Below are 14,347 nucleotides of genomic sequence, written 5' to 3' on the forward strand. Positions count from 1 at the left end.
GGAGTTGGCTCCATGAAATCAACTCTCTGTAATGAAAATTGAAGCCATTTATTTTTTGTACAACTAAAACATGAATGAAAGGCACGCTTCTAACTTTATGCGTCCATACAGGGATCGCGGAAGCCTTTGCATAGCATAAATCGACCCGAATCCGGGGAAAATGAAATCAATAAAATGAAGGGAAGAAAAGCTGAAGAAAAGCTTGAATACAGGGAAATGACTTCTTTCGACAAACTTTTTTTGCTCAACCTATTGCAATGTGAAAAAGATCACATTATAATGAGTGTATAAAGTGAAATTAATCACATACACAGTATCGATTAAGAAGTGAAATATTTCACAACCATAACAACCTTATATTCAAACTCATTTATATATTTCGAGGAGGAACTTTTAATGAAAATCGCAGTTATCGGATGTACACACGCAGGGACCGCAGCCATCGTAAATACCGCCAAATTGTACCCGGATGCTACCATCACCGTGTATGAGCGCAATGACAATATCTCCTTCCTATCTTGTGGCATTGCGCTCTACGTAGGTGGGGTTGTGAAAGACCCTGACGGTTTGTTCTATTCTTCGCCTAATCAATTGGCAGATCTCGGCGTTGTAACCAAGATGCTTCATGAAGTTACAGCAGTTGATGCCAAGGGTCATACCCTTCAGGCTAAAAACCTGAAAACTGGGGAAGAATTTGAAGATACGTTTGACAAACTGATCGTGACAACGGGTTCTTGGCCTGTCGTTCCGAAGCTTGAAGGCATCGACATGGATAACATTTTACTTTGCAAAAATTACAATCACTCCAATACGATTATTGAAAAAGCCAAAGATGCCAAACGTGTTACCGTTGTAGGTGCAGGATATATCGGCGTAGAGCTGGTGGAAGCTTTCCAGATGAACGGCAAGGAAGTTACCCTGATCGACAGTGTGGACCGGATTTTGAACAAATACCTGGACCCTGAATTCACAGATGCGATCGAAGATACGTTGACTGGACGCGGTATCAAGCTGGCTCTTGGTCAGACGGTACAGAAGTTTACTGGAGAAAATGGCAAAGTGACCAAGGTGATCACGTCCAAAGGTGAGTTTGAAACCGATCTGGTTATTCTGTGCATCGGCTTCCGTCCAAATACAGAGCTGCTCAAAGGCCAAGTGGATATGCTGCCAAACGGTGCGATCATCGTGGATAAATATATGCAAACCAGTCAAAAAGACGTCTTCGCTGCGGGTGACAGCTGTGCTATCCATTATAACCCTACAGGCAAAGCATCTTACATTCCACTGGCGACTAACGCTGTGCGGATGGGTACACTGGTAGCCCGCAACCTGGTTCGCCCTACGACACCGTATATGGGTACACAAGGAACATCGGGTATCAAAATTTACGAGCAAAATATCGCGGGTACCGGGATGACGGAAACATCTGCTGCTGACGAAGGTCTGATCGTGGAATCCGTGGTACTGGAAGACAGCTACCGTCCGGAGTTCATGCCTACGGCTGAGAAACTGTTACTCAAAGTGGTATATGAGCAGGCTACTCGTCGAATTGTCGGAGCGCAAGTAATGTCACAGGTTGATCTGACTCAATCGATTAATACGATCTCGGTCTGCATCCAAAACAACATGACCGTAGATGAGCTGGCCTTCATCGACTTCTTCTTCCAGCCACATTACAACAAACCGTGGAACTTCCTGAACACGGCGGGTCTGCAAGCACTGCCTCCAATAGAAGTAAAAGCACCAGCAATGGTGTAAGGAAGCAGAATAGATGTTGATATAAAATACTGAACCATAAAATGCACAAAGGCTGGCGAGCATATCGTCAGTCTTTTTTTGTATATCTGTAATGGAGGTGTAAGTAACATGCACGATATCCCTTGCTGTCAGAGTCATTCAATGACAAGCATGAATAACGACTTTTATACATAACATTGTGATAATTTGCACAAAGTTTTGTATAAGACCAAGATACAATTAGGATATGGTATTCAACGCATAACTAATGAATTTTAGATGGTCTTATCCAATGATGAACAATGAAGGAGAGGATGAATGATATGGCAGCAAAAACACCTCTTGAGGTTGCACAATATACGGCGCAAACAGGAATGAAGAAGGCACAATATCGGGACTCTTCTGTACTGGTGCTCAGTTTTCTGGCAGGGGCTTTTATTGCGCTGGGTTTTCTACTGGATATTCGGGTGATTGCATCTGCTCCAGCAGAGTGGGGAAGCTTGGTTAATTTGATCGGTGCGGCGGTATTCCCGGTTGGATTGATTATGGTGCTCATTGGTGGTGGCGAGTTGCTAACGGGAAATATGATGGCTGTTCCACTCGCGACAATTGCACGAAAATTATCCGTGGGCAGCATGTTGAAAAATCTAACCTTAGTGACGATTGGTAATTTTGTTGGAGCTTTGTTTGTCGCGTACGCGTTTGGACATGTGCTGGGTCTGACCGGAGAGGGTGTATATCTGGCGAAAGTGGTGGATATGGCTGGGCATAAGCTGCATGACGGCTTCCTGCAAGCTTTCATCTCTGGCATCGGCTGTAACTGGCTGGTGGCACTTGCCGTGTGGCTATCTTATGCATCCGATACGATGAGTGGCAAGGTACTGGGCATTTGGTTTCCAACGATGGCATTTGTGGCGATTGGATTCCAGCACGTTGTAGCCAATATGTTCCTCATCCCGGCGGCAATCTTCGAAGGACATTATTCGTGGGGTCAATATGTGATGAATTTCATTCCGGTATGGCTCGGGAATCTGACTGGAGGAGCTTTGTTTGTAGCTGCAGCCTATTGGGTGGTGTACCTGCGCCAAGTTGAGCTGAAAGTGAAGCCAGAGATAGCAACGTCGATCGAACCTGTGGAGACGGAGGCTAGAGTGATGTTGAGCAAGCAAGCATAGCAGGCACAGTGAGGCATGTATACAGGTATTAGAAGTGAAGACGATTCTGATCTTGCTCGGTTCATGGCGAATATGCTGTGACGGAGAAGGTCGGGATCGTTTTTTGTATGGGGTCCTTGTTGGGATTAAACGCAAAGCAAATTCGCCATGACAAGGTTCGGGGGAACGAAACCTGTTCATGGCGAATTTCGGGAGTGGTCCATGATATGGCATGAGGAGGAAGTGGGGAAACACTAGCCTAATGCCTTATTTTTAATTTACCCCTGAATTCTGAAGTTGAATCAAACTCAAAAACATTTTTTTGAAAATAATTTAAAGCCGCTATAGCGGTGAATATGAAGCAAAAACATACTGTTCTCTTTACGCGATAACCTCGAAGAAGATATGATATAGGGATAGCTTTTAAAGAGGGGAGCCTTACGATGATCGATCAGGAGAATGGTATATTTGCGGCGGTGTGCCCGCTCGACTGTCCGGACACTTGTGGTCTGTTATTACATAAAGAGAACGGCAAAATTGTGAAGGTGGCAGGTAATCCGGATCATCCGATCACCAAGGGTGCCATCTGTAATAAAGTTAGAAATATGACTGAGCGGGTGTATCACCCCGAGCGTCTACAATATCCGATGAAACGTGTAGGAGCCAAAGGTGAAGGCAAGTTCGAACGAATCAGTTGGGATGAAGCGATTCGTGAGATTACGACCAAATTCGCTGCATTGTCCGAAACCTACGGCCCGGAGAGCATCCTGCCCTACAGCTTTTACGGTAACATGGGTATTCTCGGCGTAGACGGCATGGATCGACGTTTCTTCAATGCGCTAGGTGCAAGTGTGCTGGAGCAGACGATCTGTAACTCTGCTGGAAATACCGGCTGGAAATATACGATGGGCGCCAACCGGGGAACGGTGCCGGAAGATACGGAGCATGCGGATCTCATCCTGGTATGGGGCGGCAATATCGTGAGTACAAATATGCATCAGGTCGTTTTGGCGGAGAAAGCCCGCAAAAAAGGCGCCAAGATCGTCGTAATCGACGTTCATCGCAATCGCACGGCCCAATGGGGCGACTGGTTTATTCCGCTGTATCCGGGCACGGACAGTGCACTGGCGCTAGGATTAATGCATGTGCTGTTCGAACGGGGACTAACGGATGAAGCGTTTATGCAAAAATATACGGTGGGTCATGAGGCACTGCGTGACCATGTCCGCAGTTACACCCCTGACCGCGTTGCACGTATTACGGGCGTGCCGGAGGAAACGATTGTGGAGCTGGCCGAACTATATGGCAACGCACAGGCAGCCCATATTCATATTGGCAATGGCCTCCAGCACCATGATAATGGGGGGATGAACGTGCGCAGCGTTGCATGTCTGCCTGCCATTACAGGGCAATGGCTGAAGCAAGGCGGCGGTGCCGTTCGCACCAACAGTTATGCGAGCACGAATAGCGACGCGCTCGAACGTCCGGAGCTGCGGCAGAACCCGGAGCCGCGAGTGGTGAACATGAATCGAATTGGTGAAGCGTTGCTGGAAACAGAGCAGCCGATTCGGGCCATGATGGTCTACTGCAGCAATCCATTGGTGGTGGCACCGGATACCGAGCGGGTGGAGCGAGGTTTTGCACGGGAAGATTTATTCACGGTTGTGCATGATCTGTTCATGACGGATACGGCGAAATATGCAGATATCTTGTTACCAGCTACGTCTTCATTTGAAGCGACAGACCTGTACACCTCTTATTGGCATCAGTACGTTCATTTGCAAGAGCCGGTGATTGCACCGATCGGGGAGAGCAAGAGTAATGTCGAACTGTTTTCCCTGCTTGGACAGGCCATGGGGTATGACCCTGTGATCTTCGGAGAAACGCCGGAACAGATGATTGAGGACGCACTTCAGGGCACAGGCAACCCCTACATGAATGGGGTCACGTTGGAGGGACTGAAGGAACACCGATTCGTGAAGCTGGATATGACGCCACATGCTGCATATCTGGATCAGCTGCCCACACCTTCAGGCAAAATCGAATTGTATTCGGAGACAATGGAACAGAGAGGGCTTCCGCCGCTCCCTACCTATAGCGCTCTGGTTGAAGGATACGATGGGGAGAATCCGGCTGGACCTGCCGATACGTATCCATTGATGTTCCTGTCACCGCCAAACCATAATTTCCTGAACTCCACCTTTGGTAATTCAGCCAAACATCAGCGTTTGGAAAAGATGCCTCTATTGCAGATACACCCCGAGGACGCTACCCGCAGAAATGTGGAGGATGGAGATGCGGTGGTCGTATGGAATGATCGTGGGCGCATTGAACTTACCGCCAAGGTGAGTGAAGCCATGTTGCCGGGAACCGTCATCAGCCAAGGCTTATGGTGGGATGGTGACGGGAAGAAGCAGCGGGCGAATTCACTGACGTCCAATCGGTTGTCGGACATGGGGAACGGGGCGACCTTCTTTTCGGCCACTGTTGAAGTGAAGCGTCAATGAGTGTGCTTGCAGCGTGAAATTTTTGAGGTAAGATGAACAAAGACTAGAATTTGAGCAGGATTAAAAAGCAATCCACGTAACACTTCATAAAACCTTCGCTCTGGCTGGTTATGGTTATGCCGTCAGGGCAAAGGTCTATTTTTTATGGCTATTTGTATGTGCAGAGGTACTAAGGAGAATGAATTAACGATGATGAGATGGCTGGATAACTATCCAAAAGAAGTGAGAATATTTTTATTAGCAAGTCTGGTTAACGCAACAGGCAGTGCTTTGATGTGGCCGCTGACCACAATGTATGTATTTGACGAGCTTGGACGGACGATGGCCAACGCGGGTTTTGTGATCCTGATTCAGTCCCTGGGTGGCATCTTTGGACAATTGCTTGGTGGTTCCTTGTATCACAGAGTAGGCGTGAAGAAGCTGATCATTGGTTCACTGGCGCTTAATGCGTTAGGTTTGTTTGCACTGCCCTGGATTAGCGCGTATTGGGTCGTATTTATATGTGCGATGGGCTGGATTGGCCTGTTCAGTTCATTGTCGCTGCCAGCGATTCAGGCCTTTATTGGCTTCCGGTTTGCGGAGCGTCGCGGTGAATTATTCAATATTATCTATGTGGCGAACAATATCGGGGTGGCGATTGGTACAGCGCTGAGTGGTTTTCTGGCTGACTTTTCCTATCACCTCAGCTTTGTACTGAACGGGGTGACCTCAGCCGGATTTGCGATTTTCTTCTGGTATTATCTGTCGCGAGTCGAACCGGATCAGGGGGAAGTACATCTGACGAAACGCAAAACAGTTCCCGATGGGCCGGGCGTCTGGGCATTGCTGGGCAATACCCGATTATATCTGTTTATGAGCTTGGGCGTGCTCTTCCTGTTATTCGGTAACTCCATCTGGAACACAGGTGTGTCACCCTATATCATCTCTGAGGGTATGGAAAAAAGAATGTACGGTCTGCTCTGGACCCTGAACGGGGTGCTGATCTTTGTGGGACAACCTTTTACCAGCTGGGTGAAACGGACCATGGCCCGTACCTCAACTGCCCAGATGACGGCGAGTGCGGTATTCTATGGCATGGCCTACATTGTCATGATTACCATGTACAGCTATCCGGGCATGGTGCTTGCAATGGTACTTGCCACGTTTGGAGAGATGCTGATCTCCCCTGCGACGCCTGCCTTTATATCGGAGCATGCAGGCAGGGCAGCACCTTTTTACATCGGGATATCGGGTGGGATCGGTGCAGTTGGACGGGTTATCGGCCCCTATGCGATGGGGGTTATGTATGACAAACAGGGACTTATTCCTGTAGCGTGGCTGGCAACAGGCACAGCAGCGATTGCGGTACTTGGTTTTGTACTGCACGCGGTGTTGAACCGTAATCGTGAAGTGAAGGAGTATGGGATGGATACGTAATGTTGTATCGGAATTACTCCGTCCATACCCATACCCTGATGATATTGTAAAATGAAGCGAGACTAACCTTCACCCCAGTAGCGGGGTGAGGGTTGTTTTGTCTTTACAGAGACTAACTCCAATAACCGTGCCAGCGAATGATTTTCCGATGAGATGACTCAGGAATGTTCAGAAATCAGACTTGTTATAGTTCAATTCCATGTCAATCAATGTCCTCCCCTCTATTTGTGCATAATGCCCATATAATAGAATGGAACTGGTTAAAGGCAGGAGGATGCATACGATGTATAAGGTTTTGTTGGTCGATGATGAATTTATGATCTCGGACGGGATCTCCAGTGTGGTGAACTGGTCCCGATTAGGAACAGAACTGATCGGCATTGCTCAAGATGGATTAGAAGCGCTTGCTTCAATCGAGCGGCAATGCCCGGATATCATCATCTCGGACATCCGTATGCCGGGAATGGATGGTTTACAGCTGGTTGAAGCAGTGGCGGAGAAGTATCAGCATATCTCGTTTATCATGCTCACGGGTTTTACGGAGTTCGAATATGCGAAAACGGCCATGCAGTATGGGGTGAAGCACTACTTGCTCAAACCCTGCAGTGAAGAGCATCTTGTACAGGCTATTAGTGAATTGGTGAGTGAGAAGCGAGAGTTGACCGATCAGGAGCGTTTTGTACAGTCGATTCAATATAATCTGGAGCGTGTACTGCCACATGCCAAGGAATATTTTCTGAAAGAGCTGGTGACCAACAGAACATACGGGGTCAAGGAATGGAAGTATTTCGAGGAATTATTCGATGTACAGTTCCAGGATCAGCGTGTGCGGTTGCTGCTGGTAGAGATTGAGGGGGATCATGAGTATTTGCACTTGTTCGCGGTCAAGAACATTGCTGAAGATATTTTTCACAACCCAATATTAAGTGCCACGGTTGGAAGGCATGTGCTACTAATTATGGAGGACAAGTTGTCTGAAATGCAGTTGTTCCATAATATCGATGAGATTCGCGCCACATTTACTCGATATTATCATGATGATCTCACGATTGCGCTGAGCGAGCCAGGAGATCTATCGCAGGCACGCCATTTGTACATGCAGACGCTGGTCTATCTCAATTACCGCTTTTACCTCGGTGAGGGCAGTCTGATTATGGAGCGGGATATTTACTCTCCCGGGGAGCACAGTCTTCCTGAATTCGAATACGATCCGGAGCGGATGGTTACTGCAATCAAGGCCGGACACTGGCAGGAAGTTGGAACAGAGCTGAACCGGATGTTTCAGCTGCTTGCCAGCTTGCGATACGATATCTCCCAAACGAAGTCCTATCTTATTCAGATGTTTATGGAGATGATTCGACTCAGTGGCTCTGCCGAGATGAAAAGGTATATGGACCAGTTGCCAGGCATGATTGAATCCAGCACCCTGCATTCTTTTCAACAGTTTCTGCTTGCTGTCGGCAAGGAAATCACCCTGCGCCGCTACGAACAACACCGCTCCAGACAATCGCAGATGGTAGGTAGTGTGAAACAGCTGGTAGAGAAGCGCTACAGGGACGAGACATTAACACTCCAGTCCATCGCCGGGGAAATATACATGAATCCAGACTACATCGGCAAAATGTTCAAAAAAGAAACCGGTGAGAAATTTACGAACTATGTGTTAAGCTACCGCATCCGTAAAGCGTTGGAGCTTCTGGAGCAGGACGGGAACTACACCGTATCCTCGCTTGCCGAACAGACAGGCTTTGGTGCCAACTGGCCGTATTTCAGCAAAATGTTCAAGAAATACACGGGATTCTCCCCTTCCGAGTATAAAAAAGTACCCTAAGACAGCGTTGCTGTCGCTTCTACAGCATTGAACTAAACATTTACACGAAAACGGAGAGGACAGAAATAACACGAAGAAGCGGAGCGTTCGCCTAAAAGCTTTCTAAAAGAAAGCTACATCGTAAGCATATGCTATCCCCGGGTTTTCCCTTTAGAAAAGGGAATCATAAAAATCTGGGTTAACAGCGATCAGAGGGTTGTTCTGTCATCGGAGTGGCAAGTGTAAATATTCTTTAGCTCGATTTATCTAGATAGCAACCTCTACATCTAATCTGTGATCGGGCCCTGAACGCCATTCATCGACAGCAGGGTCTTTTTTTGTCGGACAGAACTCGGTTTTGAACATCCATTTATCGGAAATGAGCATGGGAAGAAAAGGCGCTCGATTCTATCATTAGAAGTGTCATGTTAGTGAATGAACATCGAGAGTGGAGGTTGAGTGGATGGAGCTGAATCGAAGCCGGGGGATTGAACCTGGGCGTTTGAAGCCAGCTGGCAAATGGAGTTCGGTGAAAAAGGAACTTGTCCGCAACAGATACGTCTATCTGATGCTCGTTCCTGTGGTAGCCTACTATCTGATTTTCAGCTATGGGCCAATGTACGGGCTACTGATGGCATTTCAGGAATCCTACAACCCGATCAAAGGAATTTTGGCAGGCGAATGGGTCGGATTTGACAACTTCACCATGTTTTTTGAAAGTTATTATTTCTGGCGACTGATTAAGAACACACTGATTTTGAGTTTTTACAGTATTGTATTTGGTTTCCCGGCTCCGATTCTACTAGCACTGCTGCTGAATGAAGTCCGGAAGAAGTGGTTCAGAGGTGCAGTACAGACCATTAGTTATATGCCGCATTTTATTTCGGTTGTTGTCGTGGTTGGAATGTTGAAAACGTTCTCATCTCTGGACGGTGGGTTATTTAACGTCATTCGTGACTTTTTCGATCTGCAGCCGATTATGTTTCTGGCGGAAAAAGATATGTTCCGTCCGATGTACATCCTGTCCAACATATGGCAGGGCGCAGGCTGGGCCTCGATTATCTTTTTGGCAGCACTAAGTGGTATTGATCCTCAGTTGTATGAGGCTTCCAAAATTGATGGCGCAGGCCGCTGGAGACAGCTGTTACATATTACGCTGCCGGGCATTATGCCCACGATTGTGATCATGTTAATTCTGCGTATGGGGGCGGTCATGAATGCGGATTTTCAGAAAATATTGCTGATGCAAACGGCACCGACCTATGAGACATCGGATGTCATATCCACCTTTGTATATCGATCCGGTATTTTGGAAGGGAACTATACGTACTCAACCGCCATCGGACTATTTAACGGCGTCATTAATTTCGCGCTGCTCATTATCGCAAACGCGATCAGCAGAAAGCTTAACTCAACCAGTCTATGGTAATCGGAAGGTGAAGCGATGAAACAGTCTATAGGGGAACGACTTTTTGATGTATTTAATACACTGCTGCTCTTGGTGATCATGGTTTTATGCTTGTACCCGATGCTGTACGTGTTCAATTCTTCAATCAGCGACCCGGACCAGATGCTGCGTTCCCGTTCACTGATGCTCATTCCTGAAGGTTTTCAGCTGGGAGCGTACAAGTCGGTATTTCAGGATACTCGCATCTATACGGGATATATGAACACCTTGTTCTATGTTGTGGTGGGTACAGCCATCAATCTGCTCATGACTTCACTGGCTGCATATGGGCTGTCACGTGGTGATCTGATGGGCAGAAAAACGCTGATGAAATTAATTACGTTCACGATGTTTTTCGGCGGGGGCATGATTCCAACTTTTCTGCTGATTGTTTCCGGCAACGATTGGATTTCCGTATGGATGTGCCTGCTTCCTATCTGGGTTGTGCCATTCCCAAGTTGACCCTACAGCCACTACTGGAGAATGCCATTCAATACGGTTTGGAACCACAGGTTGGATCATGTCTGATTCGAGTGTATGCCGAAATATCAGGTGGCAAGCTGGCCCTTATCGTGGAGGATCACGGTCCCGGCATGGAACCCGAATATGTGGAACAGGTGCTGCGCGGTGAAGTGAAAACCAGAGGCACAGGTATTGGTCTGCTGAATATCAGGGAGCGGGTGCGTCTGGCTTTTGGCGAAGAATATGATGTTCTGCTGGAGAGCAAGCCGGGGCGTGGAACGAGAGTAACGGTGCTGCTGCCACCCCCATCACCAGGTAAGGAGGAGAAGCTATGGGAAGATGGATGCGAATGATGGGCATGCTCTGTCTTATGCTGACTCTTCCTGGCTGCGTGAACCAGTTGGATCAAAGGCCAGGCATGATTGTGGAAGAAGAGCCGATAACGCTGCGAATCGCTTGGTGGGGTGGGGAGTTCCGCAACAATGCAACGATAGCTGTTATCAACCTGTATGAGAAGTTGAATCCACATGTGAACATCGAATACGAATATAGCAGTTTCAATGAATATTGGAGAAAACTTGCCCCACATGCAGCAGGCAATGCGTTGCCCGACATTATCCAGATGGACATCTCCTATCTGTCCCAGTACAGTTCGCTGCAACTGTTGGAAGACATGACGCCGTACATGCAGAGCGGGCTGATTGACACGACAGATATTGAGAAGGAACAGTTGGAGAGTGGTAGCCTGAATGGAAAAACCTATGGTCTCAGTTTGGGGGTTAACGCCATGCTCAGCATCTATGATCCGGAAGTGTTAAAGGCCAATGATATTGAATTGCCAACGGAGACGTGGACATGGGCGGACTTTGACCGGATGGGCGAGCAATTGCTCGGGAAAGGCATCTATTTGGGAACCTATTTTACACCGGAACAGTTTTTCGCGTATTACTTGAGACAGTATGGTTCCAAGCTATACGCCGAGGATGGCAAGAGTTTGGGGTATGAGGATGATGGGTTGTTTATTGATTACTTTGGCAGGATGCAGCAGCTCGCTGAGAATAAGCTTATTTTTGCACCGGATATCTGGACATCAGATATTGGCCAGCCTGATAACGACCCGTTTTATCTGGGAGAGGCTTTGTTTAGCTGGGGGTATTCCAACCAATTTATCAGCACCGCTCAGCGTTATGGCAAACCCTTAACCATCTCCCCAATGCCTGGGCCAAACAGCCAGGATGGATTGTTCTTGAAGCCAGGCATGTTTTTCTCCATGGCGGGTAATTCCAGACATAAGGAGGAGGCTGCCAAGTTCATCAGCTTTTTTGTGAATGATTTGGATGCCAATCTGCTTCTCAAAGGGGAGCGGGGTGTGCCTGTCTCATCCAGTGTCAAAGAGCGGATGAAGCTGGTGGTTGAACCGGAGCTGGCGCAGGTGTTTGATTATATCGATTGGGTTGCGGATAACAGCACTCAGATGGACCCGCCTGATCCCGTAGGAGCGCCAGAGGTCACTGCGGTGTTACGTGAGTTGTATGATCTTCTGCTGTTTGGCAAAATTACACCTGAGCAGGCGGCGGTGGAATTTCGTGAGCGAGCAAATGCCATTCTGGATGGGTAGTTATATAAATTGAACTAAACGCCATTTACACTTGCCACTTCGATGACAGAACAACCTTCTGATCGCTGTTATCCCCAGGTTTTTTTGGATTTCCTTTTTCAAAGGGGGAAATCCGGTGATAAAGGCGAAGAATATGCTTCCGATGCAGCTTTCTTTCAGAAAGCTTTTAGCTCCGCTTCTTCAGGTTATTTCTGTCCTCTGCGTTCTCGTGTAAATATGTAGTTCAATTTATATAACGAATAGTAAATATAAAGAACAACCTTCCCTCTAGTACAGAGGGAGGGTTGTTCTGCTGTTGTTGTAGTGACTTATTTGTACAACTCATATATTGAACTTATAGCTTTTAAGTTTTACCTTAGCCAAACTGGGCTTGATGCAGTCGGCTGTACGAACCTTTACGCGCGAGTAGTTCTTCATGGCTGCCTTGTTCAGCTACGCTACCGTTCTCCACCACCACGATGCGATCGGCGTGTCTGATGGTCGCTAGTCGATGGGCAATCACCAATGTCGTACGTCCTTGAGCCAGCTCGGACAACGCCAGTTGAATGGCGGCTTCTGTCTCGGTATCGAGCGCGGAAGTGGCTTCATCCAGAATGAGAATGGGCGGGTTTTTCAGGATCATTCTTGCGATGGATAGACGCTGCTTCTGTCCGCCGGACAATTTCACGCCACGTTCACCAATCATGGTGTCCAGTCCATCTGGCTGGGATTGTACCAGTTCTTCCAGTTGGGCCCGGCGAATGGCTTGCCAGATTTCCTCATCGGAAGCATTCAGTTTGCCGTATGCAATATTTTCGCGAATCGTTCCGTCAAACAGGAAAATATCCTGCTGTACAATCCCGATATGGGAGCGCAGTGATTCCAGCGTCATATCCTTCACCGGAATGCCATCGACGGAGATATGTCCCGCATCCACATCGTAGAAACGTGGGATCAGACTGCATAGCGTCGTTTTACCCCCACCCGAAGGTCCGACCAGAGCAACCGTCTGGCCTGCCTGAATATCCAGATTGACCTGAGACAGTGTAGGTTTGTGTTCTCCATAAGAAAAGGTAACGTTATGGAAGGCAATATCGCCTCTGACATTCGGAATCGGTTTCGCCTGAGGTGTATCTTCTACATCCGGCACAGCTTCAAGCAGCTCCAGGTAACGTCTGAATCCGGCGATACCTTTGGGGTACGTCTCGATGACAGAGTTAATCTTCTCGATGGGTCCGAGGAATACATTGGACAGCATCACAAAAGCGATGAATTCCCCGTAGGTCATACTGCCTTGAATGACAAACCAGGTTCCACATACCAGTACAAACAGTGATACAAATTTCATCAGAATAAAACTGAGTGAAGAGTTCCAGGCCATGATGCGGTAGGTGATCAGTTTGGTGAGTCTGAAACGTTCGTTGTTCTCTACGAAACGTCCTACTTCATGTTTTTCATTGGCAAAAGCTTGTACCACACGGATGCCGCTCACATTGTTCTCGACCCGTGCATTATAATCGGCGATATCCGCAAACATGCGCTTGAACGCCTTGGACATTTTGCGACTGAAATACAGGGACAGGTAGATCATCAGCGGCACGATGATGAACGTCATCACAGCGAGCTGCCAGTTGATCCCCAGCATAATCCCGAAAGCTCCGGCGAGTGTCATGAGGGCAATGAACAGGTCCTCGGGTCCGTGATGCGCGATCTCACCAATATCCATCAGATCGTTGGTCATGCGGGAGACCAGATGACCGGTCTTATTATTGTCGAAGAAGCGGAAGGACTGCTTCTGTACACGCTGGAACAGTTCACGCCGCATATCGGATTCGATGTTAATGCCAAGCTTGTGTCCCCAATAGGTGACTGCATAATGGAAAAAGGAACTAAGCAGGTAGATGCCGAGCAACCCGACACACGCCGCTAAGATCATGGACCAATTGCCAGCCGGAAGCAGCTGATCGACCACCCGGTTAACGGCGAGTGGAAAGGCCAACTCCAGCAGAGCGGCGGCGATGGCACAGGAGAAGTCCATGATAAAGAGCCTTTTGTAAGGACGATAATAAGACATAAAACGGCGAAGCATATGTAAGTCCTCCTTGATATGACACAAATGCCCGAGCAGGCTGATCAGGGCGTGTCTCAAAACTCGCTGAAGTGCATCTTTTACCGCCTTTCGCCCCCTGCTGCGTCACTTTCCCTTGACGTGCCCCG

At 47.9% G+C, this 14,347-nt stretch carries 10 protein-coding genes; 9 read left to right on the top strand and 1 reads right to left on the bottom strand.

All coding sequences use genetic code 11. From position 1 onward, the window contains the following. Nucleotides 1–396: 396 nt before the first annotated feature. The 9 genes from ACE04G_RS06385 to ACE04G_RS06425 all read left to right on the top strand — a co-directional run bounded on the left by ACE04G_RS06385 (nucleotide 397) and on the right by ACE04G_RS06425 (nucleotide 12,151). Nucleotides 397–1,758, top strand: a complete 1,362-nt coding sequence (locus tag ACE04G_RS06385; protein WP_449004066.1) for an FAD-dependent oxidoreductase — start codon at nucleotides 397–399, stop codon at nucleotides 1,756–1,758. A gap of 302 nt (nucleotides 1,759–2,060) precedes the next feature. Next, nucleotides 2,061–2,912 (top strand): formate/nitrite transporter family protein, encoded by an 852-nt coding sequence (locus ACE04G_RS06390; RefSeq protein WP_449004065.1) that lies wholly within the window; start codon nucleotides 2,061–2,063, stop codon nucleotides 2,910–2,912. A gap of 422 nt (nucleotides 2,913–3,334) precedes the next feature. Further along, on the top strand, nucleotides 3,335–5,398 hold the full coding sequence (locus ACE04G_RS06395) for a molybdopterin-containing oxidoreductase family protein (RefSeq protein WP_449004064.1): 2,064 nt from the start codon (nucleotides 3,335–3,337) through the stop codon (nucleotides 5,396–5,398). Between the two features lie 192 nt (nucleotides 5,399–5,590). Continuing rightward, nucleotides 5,591–6,814 (top strand): MFS transporter, encoded by a 1,224-nt coding sequence (locus tag ACE04G_RS06400; protein WP_036667966.1) that lies wholly within the window; start codon nucleotides 5,591–5,593, stop codon nucleotides 6,812–6,814. Nucleotides 6,815–7,097: 283 nt separating this feature from the next. After that, nucleotides 7,098–8,645: a response regulator transcription factor gene (locus ACE04G_RS06405; RefSeq protein ID WP_449004063.1), complete on the top strand. Its 1,548-nt coding sequence runs from the start codon at nucleotides 7,098–7,100 to the stop codon at nucleotides 8,643–8,645. A 547-nt stretch (nucleotides 8,646–9,192) separates the two neighbouring features. Next, the gene (locus tag ACE04G_RS06410) at nucleotides 9,193–10,053 is read left to right on the top strand and encodes an ABC transporter permease (RefSeq protein ID WP_235193717.1); all 861 of its coding nucleotides are present in this window, start codon (nucleotides 9,193–9,195) and stop codon (nucleotides 10,051–10,053) included. 15 nt (nucleotides 10,054–10,068) lie between these two features. Beyond that, nucleotides 10,069–10,533 carry an ABC transporter permease family protein gene (locus ACE04G_RS06415; protein WP_260633048.1) on the top strand — a complete coding sequence of 155 codons (465 nt, stop codon included), beginning with the start codon at nucleotides 10,069–10,071 and terminating at the stop codon, nucleotides 10,531–10,533. Beyond that, complete coding sequence (locus ACE04G_RS06420) at nucleotides 10,488–10,886, top strand: sensor histidine kinase (protein ID WP_486094259.1); 399 nt, start codon at nucleotides 10,488–10,490, stop codon at nucleotides 10,884–10,886. The genes ACE04G_RS06415 and ACE04G_RS06420 overlap by 46 nt, the downstream gene beginning before the upstream one ends. Next, entirely contained in the window at nucleotides 10,865–12,151 is a 1,287-nt protein-coding gene (locus tag ACE04G_RS06425; RefSeq protein WP_449004061.1) for an ABC transporter substrate-binding protein, read from the top strand. Before ACE04G_RS06420 ends, ACE04G_RS06425 begins: the two co-directional genes overlap by 22 nt. Before the next feature lie 355 nt (nucleotides 12,152–12,506). On the opposite strand, the gene ACE04G_RS06430 is transcribed toward ACE04G_RS06425, so the two are convergent. After that, entirely contained in the window at nucleotides 12,507–14,219 is a 1,713-nt protein-coding gene (locus tag ACE04G_RS06430; protein WP_449004060.1) for an ABC transporter ATP-binding protein, read from the bottom strand. Nucleotides 14,220–14,347 lie beyond the last annotated feature (128 nt).

The organism is Paenibacillus sp. AGC31 (genome assembly GCF_057334655.1).

What these genes read in the sequence shown, in the direction of transcription:
- ACE04G_RS06420 (WP_486094259.1), top strand. Translation starts at nt 10,488, where the DNA reads ATGGATGTGCCTGCTTCCTATCTGGGTTGTGCCATTCCCAAGTTGACC.
- ACE04G_RS06395 (WP_449004064.1), top strand. Translation starts at nt 3,335, where the DNA reads ATGATCGATCAGGAGAATGGTATATTTGCGGCGGTGTGCCCGCTCGAC.
- ACE04G_RS06385 (WP_449004066.1), top strand. Translation starts at nt 397, where the DNA reads ATGAAAATCGCAGTTATCGGATGTACACACGCAGGGACCGCAGCCATC.
- ACE04G_RS06405 (WP_449004063.1), top strand. Translation starts at nt 7,098, where the DNA reads ATGTATAAGGTTTTGTTGGTCGATGATGAATTTATGATCTCGGACGGG.
- ACE04G_RS06415 (WP_260633048.1), top strand. Translation starts at nt 10,069, where the DNA reads ATGAAACAGTCTATAGGGGAACGACTTTTTGATGTATTTAATACACTG.
- ACE04G_RS06425 (WP_449004061.1), top strand. Translation starts at nt 10,865, where the DNA reads ATGGGAAGATGGATGCGAATGATGGGCATGCTCTGTCTTATGCTGACT.
- ACE04G_RS06430 (WP_449004060.1), bottom strand. Translation starts at nt 14,219, where the DNA reads ATGCTTCGCCGTTTTATGTCTTATTATCGTCCTTACAAAAGGCTCTTT.
- ACE04G_RS06400 (WP_036667966.1), top strand. Translation starts at nt 5,591, where the DNA reads ATGAGATGGCTGGATAACTATCCAAAAGAAGTGAGAATATTTTTATTA.
- ACE04G_RS06390 (WP_449004065.1), top strand. Translation starts at nt 2,061, where the DNA reads ATGGCAGCAAAAACACCTCTTGAGGTTGCACAATATACGGCGCAAACA.
- ACE04G_RS06410 (WP_235193717.1), top strand. Translation starts at nt 9,193, where the DNA reads ATGCTCGTTCCTGTGGTAGCCTACTATCTGATTTTCAGCTATGGGCCA.